Raw genomic sequence first — 26,660 nt, 5'->3', positions numbered from 1 at the left:
GCGTCGCTAACGGTCTCCCCGTCTCCATTCGCCAGGCGGTGACAGCATGATCGAGGTCACCGAGGTTTCCATCGCCGAGCTGCGTGACGCGCTCGAGTCCGGTCGTACCACGGCGGTCGAACTGGTCCAGGCCTACCTGGCGCGGATCGACGCCTACGATGCGCCCGGCACGCCCACCGCGCTGAACGCGGTGGTGGTGCGCAATCCCGATGCGCTGGCCGAAGCGCAGGCCTCCGACGCCCGCCGGGCGCGTGGCGAGACCCTCGGTCCGCTGGACGGCATTCCCTACACCGCCAAGGACAGCTACCTGGTCAAGGGCCTCACCGCGGCTTCCGGCAGCCCGGCGTTCAAGGACCTGGTGGCCCAGCGCGATGCCTTCACCGTCGAGCGCCTGCGTGCCGCCGGGGCGATCTGCCTGGGCAAGACCAACATGCCGCCCATGGCCAACGGCGGCATGCAGCGCGGCGTCTACGGCCGCGCGGAGAGCCCGTACAATGCCGCCTACCTCACCGCGCCCTTCGCCTCGGGGTCCTCCAATGGCGCCGGCACCGCCACCGCGGCCAGCTTCGCCGCCTTCGGCCTGGCCGAGGAAACCTGGTCGAGCGGGCGCGGCCCGGCGTCGAACAACGGCCTGTGCGCCTACACCCCTTCGCGCGGGGTGATCTCGGTGCGCGGCAACTGGCCGCTGACGCCGACCATGGACGTGGTGGTGCCCTATGCGCGGAGCATGGCCGACCTGCTGGAAATCCTCGACGTAGTGGTCGCCGACGATCCCGATACCCGCGGCGACCTCTGGCGCATGCAGCCCTGGGTGCCGATCCCCAAGGCCTCCGAGGTACGCCCGGCGAGCTACCCGGCCCTGGCCGCAGGCGCCGAGGCCCTGGCCGGCAAGCGCTTCGGCGTGCCGCGCATGTTCATCAACGCCGACCCCGATGCGGGCACCAGCGAGTCCCCCGGGATCGGCGGCCCGACCGGCCAGCGCATCCATACCCGGCCCTCGGTCATCGCCCTCTGGGAACAGGCGCGCACGGCCCTGGAAGCCGCCGGCGCCGAAGTGATCGAGGTGGACTTCCCGCTGGTGTCGAACTGCGAGGGCGACCGACCCGGCGCGCCCACCGTGTTCAACCGCGGCCTGGTGTCGAAGGAATTCCTCCACGACGAGCTGTGGGAACTCTCGGCCTGGGGCTTCGACGACTTCCTGCGCGCCAATGGCGATCCGAAGCTGAACCGCCTGGCGGATGTCGACGGCCCGCAGATCTTCCCCCACGACCCCGGCACCCTGCCCAACCGCGAGGGCGACCTGGCCGCCGGCATGGACGAATACGTGCGGATGGCCGAGCGCGGCATCAAGCCCTGGGACCGGATCGCGACCCTCCCCGATGGCCTGCGCGGCCTTGAGGAAACCCGGCGGATCGACCTCGAGGAGTGGATGCGACGCCTGCGCCTGGACGCCGTGCTCTTCCCCACCGTCGCCGACGTCGGCCCGGCGGACGCCGACGTCAACCCGGCCTCGGCCGACATCGCCTGGAGCAACGGTGTCTGGGTCGCCAACGGCAACCTCGCCATCCGCCACCTCGGCGTGCCGACGGTCACCGTACCGATGGGGGTGATGGCCGACATCGGCATGCCGGTGGGCCTGACCTTCGCCGGCCGCGCCTACGACGACTCGGCGCTGCTGCGCTTCGCCGCGGCCTTCGAGTCGACCGGCTCGCGGCGTATCGTGCCGCCGCGTACTCCACCGCTGGCAAGCAAGTGAAAGGCGCGGGCGGAAGGCTTCACGTCTTGCGCCCACGCTCTTCCGTTCAAGGGAGTTATCGATGCAGCGACTCTTCGTCTACGGCAGCCTCGGCCCCGGCCGTCCCAACGAACACCTGATGCAGAAGATCGGCGGGCAATGGCAGGCGGCCAGCCTCCGCGGTCGCCTGCTGGAAAAGGGCTGGGGCGCCGGGATGGGCTTTCCGGGCCTGGCGATCGACGCCGACGGCGAGGAAATCCACGGCCATGTGTTCGTCTCCGACCGCCTCGCCGAGCACTGGCCCGCGCTGGATGAATTCGAAGGCACCGAATACCGGCGCGTGGCGACCCGGGTAACGCTGGCCGACGGCGCCCAGGTCGATGCCTACGTCTACGCCCTGCGCGACTGAGCGCTTGCCGGCGGCCTAGGGATTCGCACGCAAACCGCGCAGGGTCTTCGCGAGGACCCCGACCGCCGCCTCCAGCTCATCCGTGGTGTAGGCGGCGAAGCCCATCAGGAAACCCGCTCGCGGTGGCGCGGCGAGATGCAGGGCGCTGAGCCCGACCAGCTCGACACCGGCGCGGTATGCCGCCGCGATGGCGCGCGTTTCGTCGACTTCCGCGCAGAGCAGCCCGGGCATCTGTAGCCCGCCGGCCGGCACGCGCGGCTCGACCAGGCCGCCCAGACGCTTGCCTACCCGCTCCGCGAGGAATCCCAGGCGCTCGCCGTAGAGGTTGCGCATGCCGCGCACGTAGGCGCCGAAGTGGCCGCCGGCGATGAAGCGCGCCAGGGTCAGTTGCGCCAGCGAGGCGTTGTGCCCGTCCTGCAGGGAGCGGGCGACGGTCATCGGTGCCACCAGCGCCGGCGGCAGGACCATGTAGCCGATGCGCAGGCCGGGAAACAGCGACTTGGTGAACGTGCCGATGTAGAGCGTCCGCTCGTGGACGTCCAGGCCTTGCACGCAGGCGGTGGGCCGGCCGGCGTAGTGGAACTCGCTGTCGTAGTCGTCCTCGATGATCCATGCCTGCTGCCGCTGCGCCCATTCGATCAGCGCCAGGCGACGCTCCAGCGACAGGGTCACGCCGGTCGGGTAATGGTGCGACGGGGTCAGACACAGCGCCCGCGCCGCCTGCGGCTGGGCGAGGATCGGCTCGGGCCGCAGGCCCTGTTCGTCGACCGGGACCGGCAGGCACTCCAGGCCGGCGGCCTCGAAGGCCTTGCGCGCGCCGTAGTAGGCCGGGTCCTCGACGAATATCCGCTCGCCGGCGTCGAGCAGCACGCTGGCGCAAAGACCCAGCGCCTGTTGCGAACTGGTCAGCACCAGTACCCGGTCGGCCGTGGCGCGTGCGCCACGCTCCAGGTTGACGTAGTCGGCGATCGCCTGGCGCAGCGGCTCGGCGCCCTGCGGGTCGCCGTGGGTCAGGGCGCGCGCGCCATATTCCTTGAGGACCTGGCGCTGCAGGCGCTCCCAGGTCGCCAGGGGAAAGGTGCGGGTCTCCGGCACGCCGGGAGCGAAGGGGCGCGGGACGAGCTGCTCGCGAACCCCGCCGCCAGCCTGCATCGCCTCGCCACGCCGGCTCAGTCGCGGCGCGCCGCCGACCCGCCGTGGAGCGCCCGCGCCGCGCCGGCCGGGGGACAGCCGGGTAGCCGCGGCGACCACGCTGCCGCTGCCGACCCGACGCTCGATGAAGCCCTCGGCATGCAGGTGCGAATAGGCCGCTTCGACGGTGTCGCGGGATACCCCCAACGACTGCGCCAGCGCCCGCGAGGCCGGCAACGGATTGCCCGGCGCCAGGGCACCGTCGAGGATCAGTTGGCGGATCGCGCGCTGGATTCGCGCATGCAGCGGCAGGGCCTGGAGCTGTGGATGGAGGAGTCGCGCCTTGACCGATTCGAGCAGTGATTGCCTGAACAAATGGTCTGCCCTCGATCATCTAATTGGTGGGATATGGCAAGCCATTAGGCGGCTATAAAAACACCCGGGTCAAGACCCTCGGTCCCGGCCTCCGCCGGATCGCCCCATCAAGCCAAAGAAGGAAGCACTGGATGCAATCCCTGCACACACTGGTATCGGTACGCCCCGTGGCACACGAGGACTTCGAGCAGTGGCTCGAACACTGGAAGGCCTACCAGGCGTTCTATGAAGTCGAACTCTCGGCACAGACCACCGAGGCCACCTGGCGGCGCTTCTTCGACAAGGGCGAACCGATGCACTGCGCGGTGGCCAGCGACGGTCGCCGCCTGCATGGCATCGTCAACTTCCTCTACCACCGCTCGACCTGGGCGGCACAGGACGTCTGCTACCTGGAAGACCTCTATGTCTCGCCCGACGTGCGCGGCCAGCAGATCGGCAAGCAGTTGATCGAGTACGTCCGCCGGCAGGCCGAGGAACGTCGCTGCGCGCGGCTCTACTGGCATACCCAGGAAAGCAACCACAGGGCGCAGCGCCTGTACGACTGGGTGGCGGACAAGCCGGGCGTGATCGAATACCGCATCGAGCTCTGAACCGACCGCGCGACCGGAGCCTCGGCGCGGCGGACCCTCGACGCGGTTCTCAGTCCCAGGCCGGCGCCAGGCCCTGCGGACTGACCTCGCGGCCGTTACGCTCGAGGCCGGCGATGCGCGCCATGTCCTCGGCGTCCAGGCGCAGGTCGCGCGCCAGCAGGTTGCTGGCGAGGTTCTCGCGGCGGGTCGAGGACGGAATCACCGCGTAGCCCAGTTGCATCGCCCAGGCCAGCGCCACCTGGGCGACCGTGGCCCGGTGCCTGGCGGCTATCCCGGCCAGCGTCGGGTCCTTCAGCACCTTGCCGTAGGCCAGGGTCATGTACGAGGTGACCGCGATGCCCTGCTCCTCGAGGTAGGCGGTCAGCGCGCGGTTCTGCAAGTAAGGGCTGAGTTCGATCTGGTTGGTGGATATCTCGCCCGCACCGACCGCGGCGATGGCCTGGCGGGTCAGCTCGATGTTGAAGTTGGAGACGCCGATCCGCCGGGTCAGGCCCAGGGACTTGGCTTCCGCCAGCGCCGCCATGTACTCCGCCAGCTCGACGCCGTTGCCGGGTGCCGGCCAATGGATCAGGACCAGGTCCAACCGGTCGGTGCGCAGTTTCTCCAGACTCTCGCGCAGGCTGGCGAGCAGCTTTTCGCAGGCGTAGTTGTCGACCCAGACCTTGGTGGTGAGGAACAGCTCGGAACGCGGTACGCCGCTCTCGGCGATCGCGCGGCCGATATCCGCCTCGTTGCCGTAGATCTGCGCGGTATCGATGGCGCGATAACCCAGCTCGAGGGCGCTGCGCACCGAGTCGACGACGACCTGGCCGGTGAGGCGGAAGGTGCCGAGACCGAAGGACGGGAGGGGGTGGATGGTGGACGACATGGCTGCGCTCCGTGGGCGGGATGACTCGAAGGAAGCGCAGTGTGGCGGCTTACATCTCTTCGATTAAGGCCCGAATCGAGCAAATTCATTTGCGTTGTAATCACGAATCCAGGCGGCCTTCACGGGAGGTATCCAGCGGAAACTCCCGCCAGCCGCTGGCAGAACGCAGCTCATCGGATTCCCGCGAATGCTACTGATAACGATAATCTCTATCATTTACTCCATTTTTACATTTACATACACTTGCCCCGCCGCGAATTCCTACGCCGGTTTCCCACATAAACAAGAAACGCAGCCGGTCGCGCCAACGGCCTGCCTGCGCCGCCATCCAGGACACTGCAGATGAAACACGTCGTTTCCAGTGCGTTATTGCTCGGTCTCTCCTCGCTTTCCCTGGCCGCCCAGGCCGCTCCCATCGCCCTTGACCTTCCCGCCCAGCCCCTGGCCGCATCCCTCGAGCAATTGCAGGGCGCCAGCGGCCTGCGCATCCGTTTCGACCGCGCGGCCGTGGCCGACCGGCGCGCACCGGCCCTACGCGGCACGCTGGAGCCGAGCGAGGCACTGCAGCGTCTGCTCGCAGGTTCCGGACTGAGCGGGGAGGTACGGGGCGGCGACGCCTGGGTCGAGGCCGCTGCGACAGGTGCCGGCATCGCCCCCGGCGACAGCGTCGACCTCGGCGCGCTCAGCGTGGTCGCCACCCAGGACCCGGCCACCGCCGCCATCACCGAAGACAGCGGCTCCTACACCACCCGGGCGATGCGCACCTCGACCAAGCTGGCGATGTCGATCCGCGAGACCCCTCAGTCGGTCAGCGTGGTCACCCGCCAGCGCATGGACGACCAGGGCATGCGCGACCTCAACGACGCGGTGAAGGGCGTCACCGGCCTCACCGTGCAACAGTACGGGCCGGCCCGGGTGAAGTACGCGGCGCGCGGCTTCGACGTCGACAACATCATGTACGACGGCCTGCCGACGAGCATTTCCACCTATACCCAGGACGTCATTTCCGCCGCCGACCTGGCCATGTTCGACCGCGTCGAAGTGGTGCGCGGTGCCACCGGCCTGATGCAGGGCGCAGGCAACCCGGCGGCGGCGATCAACATGGTGCGCAAGCGTCCGACCCAGGACTTCCGCGCCTCCCTGCAAGGCAGCGTCGGCACCTGGGACCGCTATCGCAGCGAGGCCGACGTTTCCGGTCCGCTGAACAGCGAAGGAACCCTGCGCGGCCGCGCGGTGGTCGCCTACCAGAAAGGCAACAGTTTCCAGGACCACGTCAGCAGCGAACGCGGCGTGTTCTACGGGATCGCCGAAGCCGACCTGAGCCCGGACACCACCTTCGCCATCGGCGCCTCGAACCAGAACGACAACCGCAACGACAACTGGGTAGGCCTGCCCAGCCCGCTGGGCGGCCGCCACCTGGACCTCAAGCGCTCGTCCTACTACGGCGCCGACTGGTCCTACTGGGATACCGACACCACCCACCTGTTCAGCGACCTGACCCACCGCTTCGCCAACGGTTGGCAGATGAAGCTGGCCGCCGACAAGCTGTGGGCGCGAATCAACATGCTCGGGCTGTACAACGACTGCTACTACTCGACCACCGGCTGCGCCAGCATGACCCAGAACCCCGGCGACTACAGCTACACCGACGACCACGACAGCTATGACGCCTATGCCAACGGTCCCTTCCAGTTGCTCGGCCGCGAGCACGAGCTGGTGGTCGGCGCCAGCTATCGCCAGGAACGCTTCGACGGCCACGGCGGCTGGGGCAGCCTGTTCAACAAGGACGGCACCCCGACCGGGCCGATGGACCCGACCCAGTGGGACCCGAGTTCGACCCTCAAGCCGAGGCTGAACACCAGCCTGTGGGGCATGAAGCTCGACCAGGAACAGAAAGGCGCCTACCTCACCACCCGGCTGAACCTCGCCGACCCGCTGAAAGTGATCCTCGGCGGGCGCCTGGACTGGTACAAGGCCGACGCCGATACCGACAGCTACAAGGTCACCCGCAACGTCACCCGCTATGCCGGGGTGATCTACGACCTGAACCAGACCTACTCGGTCTATGCCAGCTATACCGACATCTTCAAGCCGCAGAGCAACTTCGACGCCGGCGGCGGCCTGCTCGACCCGATCACCGGCAAGAACTACGAGATCGGCCTGAAGGGCGAACACTTCGGCGGCGCGCTCAATTCGCAGATCGCGCTGTTCCAGATCGACCAGGAAAACCGCGCCACCGAGGACGTCGGCGGCCCCTCGCCATGCCCCTTCAGCCCCACCTCGCGCTATTGCTCGCGCGCTTCGGGCAAGGTCCGCAGCCAGGGCGTCGACCTGGAGCTGAGCGGTGCGCTGAGCGACGACTGGCAGATGATGGCCGGCTATACCTACGTCGACGCCAAGTACAAGCACGACAGCAACAAGGCCAACGAGGGCAAGCCATTCGACGCGGCCAAGCCACGCCACCTGTTCAAGCTCGCCACCAGCTACACGCTACCCGGCGAACTGCACAAATGGCGCGTCGGCGGCGACCTGGCCACCCAGAGCAAGACCGAGGACAGCAGCACCGGTTTCCAGCAGGGCGGCTACACCGTGGTCAACGCCATGCTCGGCTACAAGGTCAACGAACGGATCGACACGCGGCTGAACTTCAACAACCTGTTCGACAAGTACTATTACAGCGGCATCGACTTCGGCAACCTCAACTACGGCGAGCCGCGCAACCTGATGTTCACAGTGAAGTACTCGCTCTGATCCCGGACCGCCGGCGTGCCTCCGCAGGCGCGGCGGCGGTGTCCGAACGGCCCTTCGAGGCGCCTCAGCAGGGCCGATAGCGGCGCTCGAACTCGCTCGCCAACTGCTCCAGCGTGACGCTCCCCAGGCGCCCTAGGAGCAACGCCTGCGCCGCCTCGAACGCCTCGCCGAGCGCTTCGTTGACCGCCTGCTCGACCAGGCATTCCGGATGATCGGTAGACAGGCCGATGGCGAAGATCGAGGACGCTCCCAGCGCCTGGTGGATATCCAGCAAGGTGATGTCCGCCAACGGCTTGGCCAGCCGCCAACCGCCGCGATGGCCCTTCTCCGAACTCACGTAGCCTTCGTTCTTCAGCAGCGCCATGGTCCGTCGCACCACCACCGGGTTGGTGCCGAGCATCTGCCCGATGGCTTCGGAAGTCGCCGGCCCTTCGTGGCGGGCCATATGGATCAGCACATGGAGCATGCGCGAGAGGCGGGTGTCGTTTCTCATGAACGGCGGGCTCGTGACGGAAAGACCATGAGTATGTCTCGCTACAGAAAAAGTTACGAGAGCGTTGACAAGCGCATCTCATGAAACTTACGTTGTTGCGTGACTATCCGAATGGGAGATACGCCATGACTTTCGACGTGATCATCGTGGGCGGCAGCTACGCCGGCATCTCCGCGGGCATGCAACTGGCGCGGGCGCGGCGCAGGGTGCTGGTGATGGATACGGGACTGCGACGCAACCGCTTCGCCCGGGCCTCCCACGGCTTTCTCGGCCAGGACGGCCGCGATCCGGCGGCCATCGCCGATGACGCCCGCGCGCAGTTGCTGGCCTATCCCAGCGTCGAGTGGCTGTCCGAAGCCGCCGTCGCGGCGAAGAAGGAGGCGGACGGTTTCGTGGTGAAGGCCGCCAACGGAGAACGCTTCACCGCGCGCCGGCTGATCCTCGCCAGCGGGGTCGCCGACGAGCTGCCGGAGATCCCCGGTCTTGCCGAGCGCTGGGGACGGCACGTGTTCCATTGCCCGTATTGCCACGGCTACGAACTGGACGGCGGGCCGATTGGCGTACTGGCGGCCTCACCGCTGGCCATCCACCACGCCCTGATGTTGCCCGACTGGGGAGCGACCACCTTTTTCCTCAACGGCGTCTTCGAACCGGATGCCGAGCAAATGTCCAGGCTGGACCGGCGCGGCGTGACGATCGAGCGCGAAGCCGTGGTCGCGCTGGGCGGCGCGCGCGCCGACGTGACCCTGGCCAGTGGCCGCACGATTACGCTCGCGGGGTTGTTCACCCAGCCGCGTACGCGCATGGCCAGCCCGCTGGCGGCGTTGCTCGGCTGCGAGTTCGAGGACGGGCCGAGCGGGCCGTTCATCAGGACCGACGGCATGCGCGAAACCAGCGTTCCCGGCGTCTTCGCCTGCGGCGACGCGGCGCTGGCGGCCGGCAACGTCGCCATCGCGGTGGGCGACGGCGCGCGCACCGGTGGCGCGGCGCATCATTCGCTGCTGTTCCGCTGACGCCGGAGGCTGACAGGCCAAGGATCCGGCCCACCGCCCGGCAAATCTTTCGAACTCCCCGGCGCTCCAGCTTTCCACTCTCCTGCATGTCACGCCACGGCGCCCGCCACGGGCGCCCCAGCAGAGGAGAAAACCATGAGCGCGAAGCTGCAAGGCAAGAACGTCCTGGTCATCACCGCCAACACCGGCATCGAGCGCGACGAGCTGCTCGAACCGCTGAAGCCCCTGAAGCAACAGGGCGCCACGGTCACCCACGCGACCATCGAGGGCGGCGAAGCGCAGACCTGGGTGCACGACAGCGAGAAGGACCTGATCGTCAATTCCGACGCCAGGCTGCAAGGCCTGCGCGCCGAGGACTACGACTTGCTGCTGGTCCCCGGCGGCACGGTGAATGCCGACACCCTGCGCCAGGACAGCGAGGCCCAGCGCCTGGTCAGGGAATTCAGCGACGCAGGCAAGACGGTCGCCGCCATCTGCCACGGCCCCTGGCTGCTGATCGACGCCGGTGTCGCCCGCGGCAAGACCCTGACCTCCTATTCCAGCGTGCGTATCGACCTGACCAACGCCGGCGCGGACTGGGTCGACACGCGGGTGAAAGTCTGCCCGGCGAACGGCTGGACCCTGATCACCTCGCGCAACCCGGGTGACTTGCAGGCGTTCAACGAAGCCATCGGCGAAGCCCTGCAGGCGGCCGCCTGATCGTCATTCGCGGAGGCGACCGGTGGACACCCTGAAGATCGCCACCTTCAACGTCAACGGCATCCAGACCCGGCTGGCCGCGCTGCTGGCCTGGCTGGAGCGGGAAGCGCCGGACATCGTCTGCCTGCAGGAACTGAAAACGCCCGACGCGCGCTTCCCCGCCGCGGCGCTGGAGAAGGCCGGATACGGCGCGATCTGGCAGGGCCAGTCGGCGTGGAACGGCGTCGCCATCCTCGCCCGCGACAGCCAGCCGCTGGAGGTACGCCGCGGCCTGCCGGGCAACGCCAGCGATCCCCACAGCCGCTACCTCGAAGCGGCCGTCGACGGCCTGCTGGTGGCCAGCCTGTACCTGCCCAATGGCAATCCCCAGCCGGGACCGAAGTTCGACTACAAGCTGGCCTGGTTCGAGCACCTCATCCGCCACGCCGCCGAGCTGATGGAGAGCGGCCATCCGGTGGTGCTGGCCGGCGACTTCAACGTGGTGCCCAGCGACTTCGATATCTACGACACCCGCTCCTGGAAAAAGGACGCCCTGCTCCAGCCGGAGTCCCGCGAGTGCTTCGAGCGCCTCCTGCGGCAGGGCTGGGTGGACGCGCTACGCCAGCGTTTCCCCGACCGGCGCATCTATACCTTCTGGGACTACTTCCGCCAGCACTGGCAACGCGACGCCGGGCTGCGCATCGACCACCTGCTGCTCAGCGCCAGCCTGGCGGACCACCTGGAAGACGCCGGGGTGGATCGCTGGGTGCGCGGCGAGGAGCACGCCAGCGACCACGCGCCGGCCTGGGTAAGCCTGCGGCGTCCCTCAGAGCCCCGGCGCTAGCCGAGCTGGCCCCGGCACTGCACATCGGCTCTCACCGCCCCGCCGGCAACCTCGCCACCACCTTGATCTCGAAGCTGAAGCCATACAGCCAGTTCACCCCCACCGCCGTCAGCGTGGGGTACGGCGCCTCGCCCCAGTACTCCGGGACGATCTTCCAGATGCGCTCGAAGTTGGCCTCGGCGTCGACCATGAACACGGTGACGTCGAGCACATCGTCGAACCCGCAACCGGCCGCGGCGAGCACCGCATTCAGATTGTCGAAGGCGCGGCGGACCTGGATCTCCAACTCGGGTTCGGGAGAGCCGTCGTCGCGGCTGCCGACCTGGCCGGAGACGAACAGCAGGCCGTCGCTGCGGACCGCCGGGGAATAGCGGTTGCGCTCGTAGAGGGCCTGGCGGCCGGCGGGGAAAACCACGTCGCGTACAGACATGCGATACCTCCATCCTGGGGCTCCCGGCCCCGTCATCGTCGATGGAAGAACGGTAAGGTCGTGCGCGCCGTGGATAAACGCGCAACCCTGGCCATGACTGTTTGTAGAATCCAAACAATCCCCGACGACCCGGAGTCCCGATGGACCGTTTCGATGCGATGCAGGCCTTTGCCCGTGTGGTGGAGACCGGCAGCTTCACCAAGGCGGCGGAGACGCTGCACATGAGCCGCACCAGCGTCACCCAGTTGGTCCAGCAACTGGAAGCGCGGCTGCGGGTACGCCTGCTCAACCGCACCACGCGCAAGCTCAACCTGACCGCCGACGGCGCCGCCTACTACGAGCGGGTGATACGCCTGCTGGCGGAACTGGACGATGCCGAGACCAGCCTCTCCAGCGCCGCCCTGGCGCCCCGCGGGCGTCTCCGGATCGACGTGCCGAGCCCGCTGGCGCGGCTGCTGCTGATCCCGGCGTTGCCCGAGTTCCATGCGCGCTATCCGGATATCCAGATCGACCTGGGCGTGAGCGATCGGCTCGTCGACCTGATCGACGAGAACGTCGATTGCGTCATCCGCGGCGGCGAACTGCGCGACCAGTCGCTGATGGCGCGGCGGGTCGGCGACCTGCAACTGGGGGTCTACGCGGCACCGGCCTACTTGCAGCGCGCCGGCGTGCCGAGCCACCCGCGCGAACTGGAGGACAGCCACCAGCGCATCGTCGGCTTCCTCTGGGCGCGCACCGGCAAGGCCCTGCCCTACGCCATGCACAGAGGCGAGGAAAGCCTGCGGGTGGCGGGCCGCCATGTGCTGGCGGTGGACGACGGCAACGCCTACCTGGCGGCCGGGCTGGCCGGCCTGGGCATCCTCTGGCTGCCGCACTACATGGCGCGTGAGCCCCTCGCCCGCGGCGAGCTGCTGCCGCTGTTCGAGGACTGGAGCCTGGAGCCGATGCCGCTGTACCTGGCGTTCCCGCCGAACCGCCACGTCAGCGGCAAGCTGCGGGTGTTCATCGAGTGGGTCGCCGAACTGATCGCGCGGCATGCGCCGCCGTTGCATCCGCCGCTCTGAAACAAAGACGGAGGCGTATCCTGGAAAACCCTGGAGTAATGGTAAGCGGCCAGGGCTCTATATATGCCCCGCGATTATAAAGATGACTGATACGACCATAAGCCGGATATCCTGGAATTCAACCAAGCCGACATCGGAACGGTTTACGAGCGGTGAATGAAAGATTCACCCAGCCTTATATTCAGGACTGGTCAAACCGGATAACTTGAAAATCCGGATTTCGTTAACCCGATCACATCGACAGATGCACCAGCAAAGCACTCGCTCACTACTCCCTGCACCTCTATGAAGCAAGCCGAAGGCTCTATAGCGGCACTCCAGACCAAACTTTAGTTGGTAGAGAGAGCACTCCAACATCAATGACAAGTGAGGGGAATAGCTATCTATTCTGCTATCCATAAAAGCTTCTTCATATTTAATAGCTAGCAGAAACGAATATAAAAAATATTTGAACGACTCCGTCACCCCTGCATATCTTTCGCCACGCGAACGATTAAGGAAGTTGCCCTCCCCAAACTGAAGGAGTCGATTCATGCATAAGAGAACGTACCTGAATGCATGCCTGGTTCTCGCGCTGGCTGCGGGCGCGAGCCAGGCCTCGGCCGCGCCCGGTGCGAGCGAAATGGCTGGCGACGTCGCCGTGCTCCAGGCTTCTCCGGCGAGCACCGGCCACGCCCGCTTCGCCAACCCCAACGCGGCGACCTCGGCGGCCGGCATTCACTTCGCCGCGCCCCCCGCCCGCCGCGTGGCCCGCGCCGCGCCGCTGGCGCCGAAACCGGGTACGCCGCTGCAAGTAGGCGTGGGCCTGAAGACGGCGACTCCGGAAATCGACCTGGCAACCCTCGAATGGATCGACACCCCGGACGGGCGCCACACCGCGCGCTTCCCGATCAGCGCCGCGGGGGCCGCCAGCCTGCGCGCCGCGATTCGCCTGGAAACCCGCAGCGGCTCGCTGCCCGACGACGTGCTGCTGCACTTCGCCGGCGCCGGCAAGGAAATCTTCGAGGCCAGCGGCAAGGACCTCTCGCTCAACCGTCCCTACTGGAGCCCGGTCATCGAGGGCGATACCCTGACCGTCGAACTGGTGCTGCCGGCCAACCTGCAACCGGGCGACCTGCGCCTGTCGGTACCCCAGGTATCGTATTTCGCCGACTCCCTGTACAAGGCCGGCTACCGCGACGGCTTCGGCGCCAGCGGCAGCTGCGAGGTGGATGCGGTCTGCGCGACCCAGAGCGGCACGCGGGCCTACGACAACGCCACCGCCGCGGTGGCGAAGATGGTCTTCACCAGCTCGGCGGACGGCGGCAGCTACATCTGCACCGGCACCCTGCTGAACAACGGCAACTCGCCCAAGCGCCAGCTGTTCTGGTCGGCCGCGCACTGCATCGAGGACCAGGCCACCGCGGCGACGCTGCAGACCATCTGGTTCTACAACACCACCCAGTGCTACGGCGACGCCTCGACCATCAACCAGAGCGTCACCGTGCTGACCGGCGGGGCGAATATCCTGCACCGCGACGCGAAGCGCGACACCCTGCTGCTGGAACTCAAGCGTACTCCGCCGGCCGGCGTGTTCTACCAGGGCTGGAGCGCCACGCCGATCGCCAACGGCTCGCTCGGCCATGACATCCACCATCCGCGCGGCGACGCCAAGAAGTACTCGCAGGGCAACGTCTCGGCAGTGGGCGTCACCTACGACGGGCATACCGCCCTGACCCGCGTCGACTGGCCGTCGGCGGTGGTCGAAGGCGGCTCGTCCGGCTCGGGCCTGCTGACCGTCGCCGGCGACGGCTCCTACCAGCTGCGCGGTGGCCTGTACGGCGGCCCCTCGTACTGCGGCGCGCCCACCTCACAGCGCAATGACTACTTCTCCGATTTCAGCGGCGTCTATTCGCAGATCTCCCGCTACTTCGCACCCTGAGCCCAGCCAGGCTATCGATCGCGCACCGGCGGATAACCGCGCAGCGGTTATTCGCCCTACGCCTGGATCGGCGCGTGAAAGTGCAGCTTCTTTCATCGGTCCGGAACAGGTGCCAACGGCATTATCCGCCGTTTATCCCGCGCAGCGGTTATTCGCCCCACACCCGGATTGGCGCGTGGAAGTGCGGCTTCCTTCATCGGTCCGGGACAGGTAGGGCGCATAACGCCAACGGCGTTATCCGCCGTTTATCCCGTGCAGCGGTTTTCGCCCCACGTCTGGATCGGCGCGTGGAAGAGGGGCGTTATGCGCCGCCGCACGTTCAGTCCTGGCGGCTGGTGACTTCCAGCAGGTGGTAGCCGAACTGGGTCTTCACCGGGCCCTGGACCACGTTCAACGGCGCGCTGAAGACCACCTGGTCGAACTCGCGGACCATCTGGCCAGGACCGAACGAACCCAGGTTGCCGCCGTCGCGGCCGGAGGGGCAGGTGGAATGCTCGCGGGCGACTTCGGCGAAATCCGCACCACCTTCGATGGCGGTTTTCAGTTCGTTGCACTTGGCTTCGCTGGAAACCAGGATGTGGCGGGCAGTGGCTCGGGCCATGGGGAAATACTCCTAGGGTGAAACGGCAGAGCCTAGCAGACATCGACGCCAGCACCGACAGCCCACGATCGGAGGAGGCGCTCGACAAGCGTGGCGCGGGCTGCTTGACTCGCCGCCTTTGCGAATCCGGGAACGCCTTCCGATGAGCCAGACTTTCCACGGCAGTTGCCTGTGCGGCGCGCTGCGCTACCGCCTGTCGTCGCCCCCGCGGGCGCTCTCCCACTGTCATTGCAGCCAGTGCCGCAAGGCCCATGGCGCGGCATTCGCCAGTTATGGCAGCGTCCCCGTCGCGGACCTGCACATCGACCGCGGCGCCGACCTGCTCGCCGCGTTCAGCTCCTCCCCCGCCGTGCTCCGCCGCTTCTGCTCGCGCTGCGGCTCGCCGCTGTTCTGGTCGAGGAGCGAAGGCGAGTTCGCCGACTGGGTATCGGTCGCCCTCGGCAGCCTGGACACGCCCTTCCCGGCGGCGAAACAGAAGCATGTCCAGGTCGCATCGATGGCCTGCTGGTACCGGATCGCCGACGACTGGCCGCGGTTCGACTGAAGTCCGCTCGCGATCCGCCGGCCGGTGCCTGTTTTTTCGCCGGCAAGGCCCGGGCCTGGGGTACCATGCCGCGCCCTTCGCCGCCGGTCCTTGCCGCCCATGTCCGCCACCGCGCTGTACACCGACCTGTCCCACTATTACGACCTGATGTGCGCCGACATCGACTACCAGGCGCAGAGCCACTGCGTGCGTCGCCTGCACCAGTTGTTCGGCAACCAGGGCCGGCGGCACCTGGACCTGGCCTGCGGTACCGGCCCTCACGTGCGGCACTTCCTCGATTTCGGCTATCGCAGCGCCGGCCTGGACATCAACCAGCCGATGCTCGACCTCGCCCGACAGCGCTGCCCCGAAGCGCACTTCAGCCGGCAGGACATGGCCGGCTTCCAGGTGGACGAGCCGCTGGACCTGATCACCTGTTTCCTCTATTCGATCCACTACAACGCAGGGCTGGAGCGCTTGCGCGCATGCCTGGCCAGCGTGCATGGCGCACTGGCGGATGGCGGCGTGTTCTGTTTCAACACGGTGGACAAGGGGCAGATCGACAATCGCTCGTTCGTCCGCCATTCCGTGGAGCATCGAGGCAGCCGCTTCACCTTCGGTTCCGGCTGGTACTACAGCGGCGAGGGCGAGCGCCAGGCGCTGCGCCTCGGTATCGAGAAAACCACGGACGGAACGACCCAGACCTGGGAGGACGAACACCCCATGGTCGCCCTCAGCTTCGCCGAGCTGCAGCACCTGTTGCAGACGCATTTCGAGGTGCAGGTCTTCGAACACGACTACGAACGGATCACGCCCTGGGCCGGCAGCTCCGGGAATGCCCTGTTCGTCTGCGTGAAGCGCTAGCCTCCGGATATCCTGGCGCAAACGTGACGATCAGGCTGGCACGGGCGGGGCAGCGTTTCACAGGGGGCTGCGGAGGATTCTTCGTCGCTTTCGGCACGCTGCGTCCGACCCGCTAGAGGCCTGCCTGGCCGACGATCCGTGCGCGCCTTCTCGGCTAGACCAAGGTCGCAAAGACCCCGCCGACCATCTGTGACACCTTCGCGCGCTTTTTTACCCCCCGCTGTCGAGAGTCACCGCATGTCCGCCCCGTTTTCCCCCCGTTCGCCCCGCACCCTTCGCGGCCTGGGCGCCCTCGCCCTGTGCGGCGGATTCGTCGCCCCGGCCCCTGCCGCCTTCCTCGAGGACGGCAGCGCGCGCCTGGAAGCGCGCACCGTCTACTTCAACCGCGACTTCCGCGACGGCAGCTCGGCCAACCCGCAGGGCGCCTCCAAGCGCGAGGAAGCCGCGCAGGGCTTCATCCTCGACCTGCGCTCGGGCTATACCGAGGGCGCGCTGGGCTTCGGCGTGGATACCCTGGCGATGCTCGGGATCAAGCTCGACTCCAGCCCCGCGGACAGCAACAGCGGCCTGCTGCCTTCCAGCGGCCACGATCCGCGTCGCTCGGTCGACCAGTACGCCAAGGCCGGCGTAGCCGGCAAGATGCGCTTCTCGCAGACACAGTTCAGGTACGGGGCGATGCTGCCGGACATGCCGTTGCTGAAATACAACGACGGACGCCTGCTGCCGACCCTGTTCCACGGCGCCCAGCTGACCAGCGAGGAGATCGCCGGGCTCAGGCTCTCCGCCACCCGCCTGGAGCGCTACACCGCGCGGGACTCCAGCGATGCCCAGGACATCCGCCTGCACTGCAAGAACAAACGCTACGCCTGCGACACCACCGGCAACCGTTTCGACGCCTACCAACTCGACTACCAGGTCAACGACGGCCTGCTGCTGCAATACGCCCAGGGCGGCCTGCGCAACGTCTATCGCCAGCGCTACCTCGGTGCCGTGGGCAAGCGGCAGCTCGGCGCCGGCAAGCTGAGCGCCGACCTGCGCTGGTTCGACAGCGAGGACGCCGGCGCAGCCCGCGCCGGCAAGATCGACAACCGCGCCCTCAGCCTGCTGCTCGCCTACGCCCAGGGCGGCCACACGCTCAGCGCCGGCTGGCAGCGGATGAACGGCGCCAGCTCGATGCCCTACCTCGACGGCAGCAATCCGTACCTGGCCAACTACCTGCAGGTGAACGACTTCGCCAACCCCGAGGAACGCTCCTGGCAACTGCGCTACGACTTCGACCTGCGCAGCGTCGGCGTGCCCGGCCTGAGCTTCATGACCCGCTACGTCAACGGCGACCATATCCGCCTGGCCAACGGCGACGAGGGCAAGGAATGGGAGCGCGACATCGAGCTGAAGTACGTGGTGCAGAGCGGCCGCTTCAAGGACCTCAGCCTGCGCCTGCGCAACGCCACCTACCGCACCGACTTCGAGCGCTCGGCGCGCGACGTAGACGAGGTGCGCCTGATCGCCAGCTACAACCTGTCGCTGTTCTGAGCCGTCGCGCCGGAACGCACGCCGGCGCGACGCTCCGGCGGTTCAGACCGCCAGGGCGCGTTCGCGCAGCTCGACGTTGAGGATGCGGTCGTTCTCCGAGTAATCCACCGGGCAATCGATCACATGCACCCCGGGCGTGCCCAGGCAGCGCTCCAGCAGCGGCAGGAAGCCCTCGGCACTGTCGACCCGGTGGCCGTGGGCGCCGTAGGCCTCGGCATAGCGCACGAAGTCCGGGTTGCCGTAGTCCAGCCCGAAGTCGGCGAAGCCCATGTTCGATTGCTTCCAGCGGATCATCCCGTAGCCGTTGTCGCGCAGGATGATCACCGTCAGGTTCATCTTCAGCCGCACCGCGGTTTCCAGTTCCTGGCTGTTCATCATGAAGCCGCCATCGCCGCACACCGCGACGATCGGCCGGTCCGGGTAGACCAGGTGCGCGGCCATCGCCGAGGGCAGGCCGGCGCCCATGGTGGCGAGGGCGTTGTCCAGCAGCACGGTGTTGGGCATGTGCGCCTTGTAGTTGCGGGCGAACCAGATCTTGTACATGCCGTTGTCCAGGGCGACGATGCCCTGCGACGGCAACGCCCGGCGCACGTCGGCCACCAGGCGCTGCGGATAGAGCGGGAAGCGCGGGTCGTCGGCGCCTTCGGCGACCTGCGCCTCGTTGGCCTCGCGGATCGCCAGCAGGCGGGTGAAGTCCCAGTGCGCGGTATCGTCCAGCGCCTCGCCGATCTGCCAGATGGCGTTGGCGATGTCGCCCACCACTTCGATCTGCGGGAAATACACCGGGTCCACCTCGGCGGAACGGAAGTTCACGTGGATCACCTCGGTACCGCCGCGAACCATGAAGAACGGCGGCTTCTCGATCACGTCGTGGCCGACGTTGACGATCAGGTCGGCCGCCTCCACCGCGCGATGCACGAAGTCGCCGGCGGACAGCGCGGCGTTGCCGAGGAAGCGCGGGTGACGCTCGTCGACCACGCCCTTGCCCATCTGGGTGGTGACGAAGGGAATGCCGGTCTTGTCGATCAGTTGCTTGAGGACCTTGGCGGTCATCTTGCGGTTGGCCCCGGCGCCGATCACCAGGATCGGGCTGCGCGCGGCGCGCAGCTTCTCCACCGCGGCGCAGATCGCCTTGTATTCCGCCAGCGGCCGGCGGCTCAGGCTCGGCGGGATGGGCAGGCTGTCGGTCTGCTCGGCGGCGATGTCCTCCGGCAGCTCCAGATGCACCGCGCCGGGCTTCTCTTCCTCGGCCAGGCGGAACGCCTCGCGGACCCGCGAGGGAATGTTGTCGGCGGAGGCCAGTTGGTGGGTGTACTTGGTCAGCGGCTGCATCATGCCGACCACGTCGAGGATCTGGAAGCGGCCCTGCTTGGACTTCTTGATCGGCTTCTGCCCGGTGATCATCAGCATCGGCATGCCGCCCAGGTAGGCGTAGGCGCCGGCGGTGACCAGGTTGGTGGCGCCCGGGCCGAGGGTCGACAGGCTGACCCCGGTCTTGCCGGTGAGGCGCCCATAGGTGGCGGCCATGAAGCCGGCCGATTGTTCGTGGCGGGTGAGCACCAGCCGGATCTGCGACTTGCGCAGGGACTCCAGCAGGTCGAGATTCTCCTCGCCGGGAATTCCGAAGACGTACTGCACGCCCTCGTTTTCCAGGCATTGCACAACCACATCGGCTGCCTTGGCCATCTGCGTTCTACCTCGGGTGGTGGCGGTTCTGACCGCTCGAACACTGCGCCCCTCGCGTCTCGCTGTCCAGCCCCTCCCGGCCGGCGGAAGGCTCTGGCGCCGGCTTCGCCGGCAAGCGAACGCCGCTCCCGCCATTAGCGCAGCTGAACCCGACCACCCGATCATCAGCACAGCTAATAATTCATTCGCTGATTTCATGGTGAGGGCGGAGCCCGGATGGTAGAAATCCACCTACCGCTTTACGCGCCGCGCCCCCTCCATCTCACCGAACCCTGAAGACGACCATGCCCGAGCACGCCCCGATCCTCCCCGTCATCGCCGCCGAGGTGGCCGCCCTCGCCCCCGGTTTCCGCGCCCTGAGCCTCACCGTCGAGGCGGCGCCGATCGTTCGTCCGGAAATCGCCGGCCGCGCCATGGAGCGCGCCTGCCAGGCGCTGGCGCGTGGCGAACCGGACTGGGCCGAGGCGCACCTGGCAGCCTGGGCCGAGGCGTTCCGCCGCTTCGGCGCCAAGCCGCAGCGTACCCCCTGCTCCGCCGAAGCCCTGCGCAAACGCGCGCTGCGCGACGGCGGGCTGCCGAGCATCGACCCGGTGGTGGACCTATACAACGCCATCAGCGTGCAATTCGCCATTCCGGTAGGCGGCGAGAATCTCGCCGCCTATGCCGGCCCGCCGCGCCTGGTGGTCGCCGACGGCAGCGAGACCTTCGACACCCTGAAGAACGGCGAGGCGGTCGACGAATCCCCCGACCCCGGTGAGGTGGTCTGGCGCGACGACCTCGGCGTCACCTGCCGCCGCTGGAACTGGCGCCAGGGCGTGCGCACCCGCCTGGATGCCAGCGCCCGGCGCATGTGGTTCATCCTCGAGAGCCTGCCGGAAATGCCGCTGGCGGCCCTGCACGAAGCGGGCGGCCTGCTGCTCGACGAATTGCGCCTGATGATGCCCGGCATGCGCGCCGACTCGCGCCTGCTGTGCGTGGCGACGGTACCCGCCGACAGCGTATAAGGACCCAGTCCCCGAGGAGAACAGAACATGTACCTGCCTTCGCATTTCGAAGAGTCCGACCCGCAGGCGCTGCACGCGCTGATCCGGGACTATCCGCTGGGCCTGCTGGTCAGCCACGGCGAAGCGGGCCTGGACGCCAACCACCTGCCGTTCGAGCTGAGCCCGGCAAAGGGCGCGCAAGGCACCCTGGAAGCCCATGTCGCGCGCAACAACCCGGTTTGGAGCGAGCTGCGCGACGGCGACGAGGTGCTGGTGGTGTTCCGCGCCGGCGATGCCTACATCTCGCCGCAGTGGTACCCGAGCAAGCAGGAGCACCACCGCCAGGTGCCGACCTGGAACTACCGGGTGGTCCACGCCCACGGCCGGGTGCGGATCCGCGACGACGAACGCTATGTGCGCGGACTGGTGGCGCGCCTGACCCGCACCCACGAGGCGACCCAGGAAACGCCCTGGAAAATGACCGACGGCCCCGCCGACTACATCGACGAGATGCTCCGGCTGATCGTCGGCATCGAAATCGAGATCACCCGCCTGGTCGGCAAGTTCAAGCTCAGCCAGAACAAGGAAGCCCGCGATATCCGCGGCGCCAGCGCAGCGCTGCTGGCCCGCGGCGAACAGGCGATCGGCGCGGCCATGGACGATTGCGCCGCCCGGCGCGAGGGCTGAGGTTCAGGCCTCGCCCGGCTGCGGCCGGTGGTGGACGAACTCGACCACCGTGCCGTCCGGCAGCAGCGCATTGAAGCAGGCACCGGTGGGCGCGCGCGCCGGCCCGAAGATGATCTGCGCGCCGGCAGCCAGCAACCGCCGGTGATAGGGCTCGATGTCGTCCACCAGCAGGGTGCCGGTGGTGCTGCGGAACGGCGCCAGCGCCTCGTCGCTGCCCTCCAGCAGGAGGAAGGCGCCGACTGCGGCGAGTGTCAGGCGTTTCTCGGGAAAGTCGAAGCGCATGTCGTGGGCGACGCCCTGCAGGTCTTCGTAGAAAGCGATGGCCGCATCGATGCTGCCCGGTTCCAGGTAGACACGGATGAACACCCGCGGCTCGGCGAAACCGGACGAGTCGTTGACGCGACGCCAGAGAAAAGGCTGGGACATGGCGCAGGACCTCCGCAGGCCAGGGCGAAAGGTCCGTTCTAGCATGCCGGCCGCGTCCGGCGAAACGCCCTCATTTCGTCGAGCGGACGTTGCCGTAGCGCACTTCTTTCGACGGCGGGTAGCCGTAGAAGGCGGTGTAGCACTTGCTGAAGTGGCTGGGCGAGACGAAGCCGCAGGCGACCAGGACCTCCAGCATGGTCAGGTCGGAATGTTGCAGCAGGCGCCGGCACTCGGTGATCCGCAACTCCAGGTAGTAGCGCACCGGCGTGGTTCCGAGCTGCTGCTGGAACAGCCGCTCGATCTGCCGCCGCGAGCGCCCCACGTAGTGGGCGAACTGCTCCTGGCTGAGCGGTTCCTCGATATTCGCCGCCATCAGGTTGATCACTTCGCGCAGCGGCTCGCTCATCTTCTCGTGCAGGGCCGGGCGCACCCGTCGGTAGCGCGACTCCTCGAAGGCGAGGATATCCACCACCGCCTCCACCAGGTCGCGCCCGTGGCGCCGGGCGATCCACTCCAGCGCCAGGTTGAAGGCGCCGGTGGGGCTGGCCGCGGTCAGGCGGTCGCGGTCGACCATATAGCTGTCGCTGGTCACCTGGCTGTTGCGGGCGATCTCGGCGAGGGCGGCGCGGTGCTCGGGATGGATGCAGCAGCGGTAGCCATCCAGCAGGCCGGCGTCGCCGAGGAACCAGGCACCGTTCCACAGCCCGGCCAGGGCGACGCCGCGCGACGCCACGTCCTGCAACGCTTCCCGCAGCGCGGCGGACGAGCGCAGGGGCGTGCGCAAACCGCCGCAGACCACCAGCAGGTCGAGTCCTTGCCGCGCCGCCGAGGCGAGCGCCAGGTCCGGGCAGATCAGCAACCCGAGGTCGCTGGTCACCGGCTCGCCGCTCAGGCTGAAGTTGCTCACCGCGAAGGACTCGCTGCGGATCAGGTTGGCGGTCACCAGGGTGTCCAGCGCCTGGGTGAAGGCCGGCAGGGAAAAGTGTTCGAGCAGCAGGAAGCCCACCCGTGCCCGTGCCGAGCCCCCCTCCCCGGCCCCGGTGAACCTGAGGTTCTGCCCTTGCAGGGCGGCGCTGAAACGCCTTCTTTCCATCGATTCGTGCCTCTTGTTCTTCTTGTTCCCGGCCAGCGGGCCGCGACGCCTGCCGTCACGGCGAAAACCCCGGGCGCTCCATCATATGCGCAAGCCATGTGACTTGGCGCCTCCCTGGCGCGCCGGGGGAATATGCTCAAATACGCCCTCGGGGGGCTGCCCCTTTCGCACGCCCCGGCGTCAGCGGAAACAGCGCGGACGAACGGTGCGGAAACGCCCCGAAAACCTGTAGACATATTGTCTAACAGAACCTTATAGTCATTATACAAACTGTAGACATAGCCCATGACAAGTAGAAAGGCCTCCATGAAAGCCCAACCCGACGTCGACTCGAACAGCGCCGATGCCCCCTTCGACCGCAAGGCGGTGCTGGGCGATGCGCTGCGCCGGCGGATCCTGAGCATGGAACTGGCGCCCGGCGCGGTCGTCGACGAACTCGCCCTGTGCGACGAGTTCGGCCTCTCGCGCCCGCCGGTGCGCGAACTGCTGCGGCAGATCGCCGCCGAGGGCTACATCGAACTGGAAGCCAATCGTGCGCCGCGCGTCGCGGCCATGAGCCACGACTCGCTGCACGCCTTCTTTCTCGCCGCGCCGCTGATCTACATCGCCACCACACAACTGGCGGCCACCCATGCCAGCGAAGCGGAGATCGAGACGCTCAAGGCGATCCAGGAAGATTTCCGCAAGGCCATCGAAGAGAAGCATGTGGAAAACCGCGTCATCCACAACGACGCCTTCCACCTGGAGATCGGCAGGATGGCCCACAACGACTACCTCATGCCCAGCCTGCGCCGCTTGCTGATCGACCATGCGCGGCTGAGCAAGATCTTCTACCGCCATCCGACCACCGACGACATGCAACGCGACCTGGAACTCGCCTGCGACCAGCACGACCAGATCGTCGATGCCATCCAGCGGCGCGATCCGGATGCGGCGGCGGAGATCGTCCGTGCGCATTTCGAGTTGTCGCGCCGGCGCATGGCCGAGTACGCGGCGCCGGCCGGAGTGGAGGTGGCGCTGGTCTACGAGGGTTAGCAAGCCCCCCGCGCCACGGCCCCGCCCGAGAAGCGGAGGCGGTCACGCAGGGGATGGTTACCGGGTTCCAATAACAAGAGTCAGGTCCCTGCGATGACGAAAGTAACCCACCTCCCGGCCGACGACCGTTCCTGCGGCTGGTACCACCTCAGCCCGCCGCGGCGGCCGAAGCCGGCCCACTACGGCAGGAGCGCCGCCCGCTGGGTGGTGGTCGGCGCCGGCTTCACCGGCCTCGCCGCCGCGCGCCAGCTGGCGCTGCATTTTCCGGACGAGGAGATCGTCCTGGTCGAGGCCCAGGAAGTCGGCTTCGGTACCGCCGGGCGCAACGCCGGCTTCGCCATCGACCTGCCCCACGACATCGGCGCCGACGACTACATCGGCGACATAGCGACAGCCCGGATCGCCCTGAAGCTCAATCTCGCCGGCCAGTCGCTGCTCCGCGAACAGGTGCAGCGCCATGCCATCGACTGCCAGATGAAGGCCTGCGGCAAGTACCAGGCGGCCGTCGAGGCGCGCGGCGTGGCTGTGCTCGACGCCTACCGGCGCGGCCTCGATCGGCTCGGCCAGGCCTACGAGGTGATCGAGGCGGACGACCTCCCGGGACACATCGGCACCGCCTTCTATCGCAAGGCCCTGTTCACCCCCGGTACCCTGCTGGTGCAGCCCTCGGCCCTGGTCAAGGGCCTGGCCGACAGCCTGCCGGGCAACGTCAGCCTCTACGAACACACACCGATCACCGCCGTGGAATATGGCGACAGGACCCTGCTGAGCCATCCCCACGGCAGCATCCTGGCCGACCGCCTGGTCCTCGCCAACAACGCCTTCGGCATGAGCTTCGGCTTCCTCCAGGGGCGGATGCTGCCGATCTTCACCTACGCCAGCCTGACCCGGCCGCTCGATGCCGAGGAGCAGGCCAGCCTCGGCGGGCGCCCCTACTGGGGCCTGATCCCGGCCGACCCTTACGGCACCACGGTGAGGCGTACCCCGGACAACCGCCTGCTGATCCGCAACAGCTTCAGTTTCAACCCTGACGGACGCAGCGCCGGGAAGTACCTTGAGCGCTTCGCCGTACGCCATCGCGCCTCGTTCCGCCAGCGCTTCCCGATGCTCCCGGAAGTCGGCTTCGACTACACCTGGGGCGGCTCGCTGGCGCTGTCGAGGAACCACATGGGGCACTTCGGCGAGCTGGCGCCCAACGTCTATGGCGCCCTGTGCTGCAACGGCCTGGGGGTAACCCGCGGGACCGTCACCGGGAAGCTGCTGGCCGACTGGCTGGCGGGCGAACGCAACGAGCTGATCGACTTCCTGCTGCGCGCGCCCGGTCCCAGCGGCAATCCACCCGAACCACTCCTTTCCCTTGGCGTGAACCTCAACCTGAGGTGGGGGCAGTATCGAGCAGGTAGAGAAAGCTAGGCATCCCTAGTAACGCGCCCACGGGCGCCGACTTCGATTCAGACGGCCATTTGAAGACCGGAGCTGGAGAGCGTTCCAGCCTCGCGGATTCGCTCGGCCCGAATTCACCGGCAGCGGTTAGAACCAGGAGACAATAATGACAAATCCTACGACCTCGATCGAAGACGTACCCCTCAACGCCTTCCACCGGCTGTTGACCCTGCGCTCCGGCGGCGGCTCCTTCGTCGACGGCTACGTGCTGAGCATCATCGGCGTGGCGATGCTGCAGATGACCGCGGCATTGCAACTGAGCAGTTTCTGGCAGGGCATGATCGCCGCCTCGGCGCTGGTCGGCATCTTCTTCGGCGGTTTCCTCGGCGGCTGGCTGACCGACCGCCTGGGCCGCCGCAGGCTGTTCTTCGTCGGCCCCAGCCTGTTCGTCCTCGCTTCCCTGGCGCAGTACGGGGTCGACTCGGCGGCGGCGCTGTTCGTCCTGCGCTTCCTGATCGGCGTGGCGGTGGGCATCGAGTACCCGGTCGCCACCGCCTTGCTGGTGGAGTTCCTGCCGAAGAAGTATCGCGGACCGCGCCTGGCCACCCTGACCATCCTCTGGTTCGCCGGCGCCGCCTTCGCCTACCTGGTCGGCGACCTGATCCTGCGCAGCGGCGGCGAGGACGCCTGGCGCCTGGTACTGGCCAGCACCGCGGCGATCGGCGCCGTGCTGTTCCTGCTACGCATCGGCCCCCCCGAGTCGCCGCGCTGGCTGCTGAGCAAGGGCCGCGACGCGGACGCAGAACGGGTCATCCGCCAGGTCTACGGCGAAGCCTTCTCGCTGGAGAACCTGCCCGAACAGGCGCTGGAACGGAAGGTCACCATCTGGCACCTGCTCTACGCCGGCTACGGCAAGCGCATGCTCTTCGTCACCCTGTTCTGGACCTGCTCGGTGATCCCCGTGTTCGCCGTCTACGCCTTCGCGCCCAAGGTGCTGCTGGCGCTGAACCTGAAGGGCGACTGGGCCTCCTACGGTTCGGTGGCGATCACCCTGCTGTTCGTCATCGGCTGCATCATCGCCACCCGCCTGATCAACCGCATCGGCCGGCGCTGCATGCTGCTGCACAGCTTCCTCTGGTCCGGCCTGGCGCTGCTCGGGCTGGGCGTCTTCCACGCCGGCTCGGAGGCGACCATCCTCGGCCTGTTCGGTGCCTACGCGCTGTTCATCGGCGGCGCCCAGGTGCTGCAACTGGTCTACCCGAACGAACTGTTCCCCACCGAGATCCGCGCCTTCGCGGTCGGCGTCGGCACCTCGTTATCGCGCGTCGGCGCCGCGGTGGGCACCTACCTGGTGCCGCTTTCCCTGGAAACCCTGGGTACCGCCCAGACCATGTACGCCGCCGCGCTGGTGACCCTGCTCGGGCTGCTCGTGACCTGGGCCCTGGCGCCGGAAACCCGTTCGCTGAACCTGCAGCAGGCGGCTTCGCTCACCTGAACCACCCGCCGCGGCAGCGTCCGCCGGGTGCGCCGCGGCCCAGCATCCC

Annotated in this window: 25 protein-coding genes; 17 read left to right on the top strand and 8 right to left on the bottom strand. The window is 67.7% G+C overall.

The window, feature by feature from the left end:
* Window positions 1-46: 46 nt before the first annotated feature.
* Window positions 47-1,756, top strand: coding sequence for an amidase (locus VQ065_RS04220; RefSeq protein WP_003093537.1), 1,710 nt, complete (start codon window positions 47-49; stop codon window positions 1,754-1,756).
* A 61-nt stretch (window positions 1,757-1,817) separates the two neighbouring features.
* Window positions 1,818-2,144: a gamma-glutamylcyclotransferase family protein gene (locus VQ065_RS04215; RefSeq protein ID WP_003093540.1), complete on the top strand. Its 327-nt coding sequence runs from the start codon at window positions 1,818-1,820 to the stop codon at window positions 2,142-2,144.
* A gap of 15 nt (window positions 2,145-2,159) precedes the next feature.
* Here the strand turns inward: VQ065_RS04215 and pdxR are convergent, their stop codons facing one another.
* Window positions 2,160-3,650: a MocR-like pyridoxine biosynthesis transcription factor PdxR gene (pdxR, locus tag VQ065_RS04210; RefSeq protein ID WP_014604041.1), complete on the bottom strand. Its 1,491-nt coding sequence runs from the start codon at window positions 3,648-3,650 to the stop codon at window positions 2,160-2,162.
* 131 nt (window positions 3,651-3,781) lie between these two features.
* Between pdxR and VQ065_RS04205 the strand changes: the two genes are divergently transcribed.
* Window positions 3,782-4,240, top strand: coding sequence for a GNAT family N-acetyltransferase (locus VQ065_RS04205; protein ID WP_003093544.1), 459 nt, complete (start codon window positions 3,782-3,784; stop codon window positions 4,238-4,240).
* Between the two features lie 49 nt (window positions 4,241-4,289).
* Here the strand turns inward: VQ065_RS04205 and dkgB are convergent, their stop codons facing one another.
* Complete coding sequence (dkgB, locus tag VQ065_RS04200) at window positions 4,290-5,108, bottom strand: 2,5-didehydrogluconate reductase DkgB (protein WP_003093545.1); 819 nt, start codon at window positions 5,106-5,108, stop codon at window positions 4,290-4,292.
* Window positions 5,109-5,450: 342 nt separating this feature from the next.
* Between dkgB and VQ065_RS04195 the strand changes: the two genes are divergently transcribed.
* Complete coding sequence (locus VQ065_RS04195) at window positions 5,451-7,859, top strand: TonB-dependent siderophore receptor (RefSeq protein WP_003093547.1); 2,409 nt, start codon at window positions 5,451-5,453, stop codon at window positions 7,857-7,859.
* Between the two features lie 64 nt (window positions 7,860-7,923).
* On the opposite strand, the gene VQ065_RS04190 is transcribed toward VQ065_RS04195, so the two are convergent.
* Window positions 7,924-8,352 carry an Rrf2 family transcriptional regulator gene (locus tag VQ065_RS04190; RefSeq protein WP_003093549.1) on the bottom strand — a complete coding sequence of 143 codons (429 nt, stop codon included), beginning with the start codon at window positions 8,350-8,352 and terminating at the stop codon, window positions 7,924-7,926.
* Between the two features lie 80 nt (window positions 8,353-8,432).
* On the opposite strand from VQ065_RS04190, the gene VQ065_RS04185 reads away from it, so the two are divergent.
* From VQ065_RS04185 to xth, 3 genes are all read left to right on the top strand, one after another.
* The gene (locus VQ065_RS04185) at window positions 8,433-9,365 is read left to right on the top strand and encodes an NAD(P)/FAD-dependent oxidoreductase (protein WP_003121894.1); all 933 of its coding nucleotides are present in this window, start codon (window positions 8,433-8,435) and stop codon (window positions 9,363-9,365) included.
* Between the two features lie 135 nt (window positions 9,366-9,500).
* Entirely contained in the window at window positions 9,501-10,064 is a 564-nt protein-coding gene (locus tag VQ065_RS04180) for a DJ-1/PfpI/YhbO family deglycase/protease (protein ID WP_003093554.1), read from the top strand.
* A 22-nt stretch (window positions 10,065-10,086) separates the two neighbouring features.
* Window positions 10,087-10,887, top strand: coding sequence for an exodeoxyribonuclease III (gene xth / locus VQ065_RS04175; RefSeq protein WP_003093556.1), 801 nt, complete (start codon window positions 10,087-10,089; stop codon window positions 10,885-10,887).
* A gap of 31 nt (window positions 10,888-10,918) precedes the next feature.
* On the opposite strand, the gene VQ065_RS04170 is transcribed toward xth, so the two are convergent.
* The gene (locus VQ065_RS04170) at window positions 10,919-11,317 is read right to left on the bottom strand and encodes a RidA family protein (protein ID WP_003093558.1); all 399 of its coding nucleotides are present in this window, start codon (window positions 11,315-11,317) and stop codon (window positions 10,919-10,921) included.
* 140 nt (window positions 11,318-11,457) lie between these two features.
* Between VQ065_RS04170 and VQ065_RS04165 the strand changes: the two genes are divergently transcribed.
* Window positions 11,458-12,381 carry a LysR family transcriptional regulator gene (locus tag VQ065_RS04165; protein ID WP_003093559.1) on the top strand — a complete coding sequence of 308 codons (924 nt, stop codon included), beginning with the start codon at window positions 11,458-11,460 and terminating at the stop codon, window positions 12,379-12,381.
* A 532-nt stretch (window positions 12,382-12,913) separates the two neighbouring features.
* The gene (gene piv, locus VQ065_RS04160; RefSeq protein WP_003110541.1) at window positions 12,914-14,302 is read left to right on the top strand and encodes a protease IV; all 1,389 of its coding nucleotides are present in this window, start codon (window positions 12,914-12,916) and stop codon (window positions 14,300-14,302) included.
* 319 nt (window positions 14,303-14,621) lie between these two features.
* Here piv and VQ065_RS04155 read toward each other — a convergent pair whose 3' ends face one another.
* Window positions 14,622-14,903 (bottom strand): peptidylprolyl isomerase, encoded by a 282-nt coding sequence (locus VQ065_RS04155; RefSeq protein ID WP_003093561.1) that lies wholly within the window; start codon window positions 14,901-14,903, stop codon window positions 14,622-14,624.
* A 142-nt stretch (window positions 14,904-15,045) separates the two neighbouring features.
* Between VQ065_RS04155 and VQ065_RS04150 the strand changes: the two genes are divergently transcribed.
* The 3 genes from VQ065_RS04150 to VQ065_RS04140 all read left to right on the top strand — a co-directional run bounded on the left by VQ065_RS04150 (window position 15,046) and on the right by VQ065_RS04140 (window position 17,823).
* The gene (locus VQ065_RS04150) at window positions 15,046-15,447 is read left to right on the top strand and encodes a GFA family protein (RefSeq protein ID WP_003093563.1); all 402 of its coding nucleotides are present in this window, start codon (window positions 15,046-15,048) and stop codon (window positions 15,445-15,447) included.
* A 99-nt stretch (window positions 15,448-15,546) separates the two neighbouring features.
* Entirely contained in the window at window positions 15,547-16,290 is a 744-nt protein-coding gene (eftM, locus tag VQ065_RS04145) for a class I SAM-dependent methyltransferase EftM (RefSeq protein ID WP_003093564.1), read from the top strand.
* Between the two features lie 237 nt (window positions 16,291-16,527).
* Complete coding sequence (locus VQ065_RS04140) at window positions 16,528-17,823, top strand: OprD family porin (protein WP_003093566.1); 1,296 nt, start codon at window positions 16,528-16,530, stop codon at window positions 17,821-17,823.
* A 42-nt stretch (window positions 17,824-17,865) separates the two neighbouring features.
* Here VQ065_RS04140 and VQ065_RS04135 read toward each other — a convergent pair whose 3' ends face one another.
* Entirely contained in the window at window positions 17,866-19,509 is a 1,644-nt protein-coding gene (locus VQ065_RS04135) for an acetolactate synthase large subunit (RefSeq protein WP_003093568.1), read from the bottom strand.
* A 284-nt stretch (window positions 19,510-19,793) separates the two neighbouring features.
* Between VQ065_RS04135 and VQ065_RS04130 the strand changes: the two genes are divergently transcribed.
* Both VQ065_RS04130 and VQ065_RS04125 read left to right on the top strand, forming a co-directional pair.
* Window positions 19,794-20,513, top strand: a complete 720-nt coding sequence (locus tag VQ065_RS04130; protein ID WP_003093570.1) for a B3/B4 domain-containing protein — start codon at window positions 19,794-19,796, stop codon at window positions 20,511-20,513.
* 27 nt (window positions 20,514-20,540) lie between these two features.
* The gene (locus tag VQ065_RS04125; RefSeq protein ID WP_003093573.1) at window positions 20,541-21,179 is read left to right on the top strand and encodes an FMN-binding negative transcriptional regulator; all 639 of its coding nucleotides are present in this window, start codon (window positions 20,541-20,543) and stop codon (window positions 21,177-21,179) included.
* Between the two features lie 3 nt (window positions 21,180-21,182).
* Here VQ065_RS04125 and VQ065_RS04120 read toward each other — a convergent pair whose 3' ends face one another.
* Window positions 21,183-21,650, bottom strand: a complete 468-nt coding sequence (locus VQ065_RS04120) for a VOC family protein (RefSeq protein ID WP_003118992.1) — start codon at window positions 21,648-21,650, stop codon at window positions 21,183-21,185.
* Between the two features lie 25 nt (window positions 21,651-21,675).
* The gene (locus tag VQ065_RS04115; protein ID WP_003093577.1) at window positions 21,676-22,698 is read right to left on the bottom strand and encodes a GlxA family transcriptional regulator; all 1,023 of its coding nucleotides are present in this window, start codon (window positions 22,696-22,698) and stop codon (window positions 21,676-21,678) included.
* A gap of 306 nt (window positions 22,699-23,004) precedes the next feature.
* Between VQ065_RS04115 and VQ065_RS04110 the strand changes: the two genes are divergently transcribed.
* From VQ065_RS04110 to VQ065_RS04100, 3 genes are all read left to right on the top strand, one after another.
* Complete coding sequence (locus tag VQ065_RS04110) at window positions 23,005-23,733, top strand: GntR family transcriptional regulator (protein WP_003093580.1); 729 nt, start codon at window positions 23,005-23,007, stop codon at window positions 23,731-23,733.
* Window positions 23,734-23,826: 93 nt separating this feature from the next.
* On the top strand, window positions 23,827-25,146 hold the full coding sequence (locus VQ065_RS04105) for an NAD(P)/FAD-dependent oxidoreductase (protein WP_003093583.1): 1,320 nt from the start codon (window positions 23,827-23,829) through the stop codon (window positions 25,144-25,146).
* A gap of 136 nt (window positions 25,147-25,282) precedes the next feature.
* On the top strand, window positions 25,283-26,611 hold the full coding sequence (locus VQ065_RS04100) for an MFS transporter (protein WP_003093585.1): 1,329 nt from the start codon (window positions 25,283-25,285) through the stop codon (window positions 26,609-26,611).
* Window positions 26,612-26,660: the final 49 nt, after the last annotated feature.

The sequence above is a fragment of the Pseudomonas sp. KBN10P06128 genome (genome assembly GCF_037574945.1).
Classification (GTDB): domain Bacteria; phylum Pseudomonadota; class Gammaproteobacteria; order Pseudomonadales; family Pseudomonadaceae; genus Pseudomonas; species Pseudomonas aeruginosa.
The sequence above is the reverse complement of the archived record's forward strand: the minus strand, read 5'-3'. Positions and strand labels throughout refer to the sequence as shown.

What these genes read in the sequence shown, in the direction of transcription:
- VQ065_RS04195 (WP_003093547.1), top strand. Translation starts at nt 5,451, where the DNA reads ATGAAACACGTCGTTTCCAGTGCGTTATTGCTCGGTCTCTCCTCGCTT.
- VQ065_RS04165 (WP_003093559.1), top strand. Translation starts at nt 11,458, where the DNA reads ATGGACCGTTTCGATGCGATGCAGGCCTTTGCCCGTGTGGTGGAGACC.
- VQ065_RS04185 (WP_003121894.1), top strand. Translation starts at nt 8,433, where the DNA reads ATGAAACTTACGTTGTTGCGTGACTATCCGAATGGGAGATACGCCATG.
- VQ065_RS04140 (WP_003093566.1), top strand. Translation starts at nt 16,528, where the DNA reads ATGTCCGCCCCGTTTTCCCCCCGTTCGCCCCGCACCCTTCGCGGCCTG.
- VQ065_RS04100 (WP_003093585.1), top strand. Translation starts at nt 25,283, where the DNA reads ATGACAAATCCTACGACCTCGATCGAAGACGTACCCCTCAACGCCTTC.
- dkgB (WP_003093545.1), bottom strand. Translation starts at nt 5,108, where the DNA reads ATGTCGTCCACCATCCACCCCCTCCCGTCCTTCGGTCTCGGCACCTTC.
- VQ065_RS04170 (WP_003093558.1), bottom strand. Translation starts at nt 11,317, where the DNA reads ATGTCTGTACGCGACGTGGTTTTCCCCGCCGGCCGCCAGGCCCTCTAC.
- VQ065_RS04155 (WP_003093561.1), bottom strand. Translation starts at nt 14,903, where the DNA reads ATGGCCCGAGCCACTGCCCGCCACATCCTGGTTTCCAGCGAAGCCAAG.
- VQ065_RS04135 (WP_003093568.1), bottom strand. Translation starts at nt 19,509, where the DNA reads ATGGCCAAGGCAGCCGATGTGGTTGTGCAATGCCTGGAAAACGAGGGC.
- VQ065_RS04115 (WP_003093577.1), bottom strand. Translation starts at nt 22,698, where the DNA reads ATGGAAAGAAGGCGTTTCAGCGCCGCCCTGCAAGGGCAGAACCTCAGG.
- VQ065_RS04220 (WP_003093537.1), top strand. Translation starts at nt 47, where the DNA reads ATGATCGAGGTCACCGAGGTTTCCATCGCCGAGCTGCGTGACGCGCTC.
- VQ065_RS04130 (WP_003093570.1), top strand. Translation starts at nt 19,794, where the DNA reads ATGCCCGAGCACGCCCCGATCCTCCCCGTCATCGCCGCCGAGGTGGCC.
- VQ065_RS04105 (WP_003093583.1), top strand. Translation starts at nt 23,827, where the DNA reads ATGACGAAAGTAACCCACCTCCCGGCCGACGACCGTTCCTGCGGCTGG.
- VQ065_RS04205 (WP_003093544.1), top strand. Translation starts at nt 3,782, where the DNA reads ATGCAATCCCTGCACACACTGGTATCGGTACGCCCCGTGGCACACGAG.
- VQ065_RS04120 (WP_003118992.1), bottom strand. Translation starts at nt 21,650, where the DNA reads ATGCTAGAACGGACCTTTCGCCCTGGCCTGCGGAGGTCCTGCGCCATG.
- VQ065_RS04110 (WP_003093580.1), top strand. Translation starts at nt 23,005, where the DNA reads ATGAAAGCCCAACCCGACGTCGACTCGAACAGCGCCGATGCCCCCTTC.
- VQ065_RS04215 (WP_003093540.1), top strand. Translation starts at nt 1,818, where the DNA reads ATGCAGCGACTCTTCGTCTACGGCAGCCTCGGCCCCGGCCGTCCCAAC.
- VQ065_RS04180 (WP_003093554.1), top strand. Translation starts at nt 9,501, where the DNA reads ATGAGCGCGAAGCTGCAAGGCAAGAACGTCCTGGTCATCACCGCCAAC.
- VQ065_RS04150 (WP_003093563.1), top strand. Translation starts at nt 15,046, where the DNA reads ATGAGCCAGACTTTCCACGGCAGTTGCCTGTGCGGCGCGCTGCGCTAC.
- VQ065_RS04125 (WP_003093573.1), top strand. Translation starts at nt 20,541, where the DNA reads ATGTACCTGCCTTCGCATTTCGAAGAGTCCGACCCGCAGGCGCTGCAC.
- VQ065_RS04190 (WP_003093549.1), bottom strand. Translation starts at nt 8,352, where the DNA reads ATGAGAAACGACACCCGCCTCTCGCGCATGCTCCATGTGCTGATCCAT.
- eftM (WP_003093564.1), top strand. Translation starts at nt 15,547, where the DNA reads ATGTCCGCCACCGCGCTGTACACCGACCTGTCCCACTATTACGACCTG.
- piv (WP_003110541.1), top strand. Translation starts at nt 12,914, where the DNA reads ATGCATAAGAGAACGTACCTGAATGCATGCCTGGTTCTCGCGCTGGCT.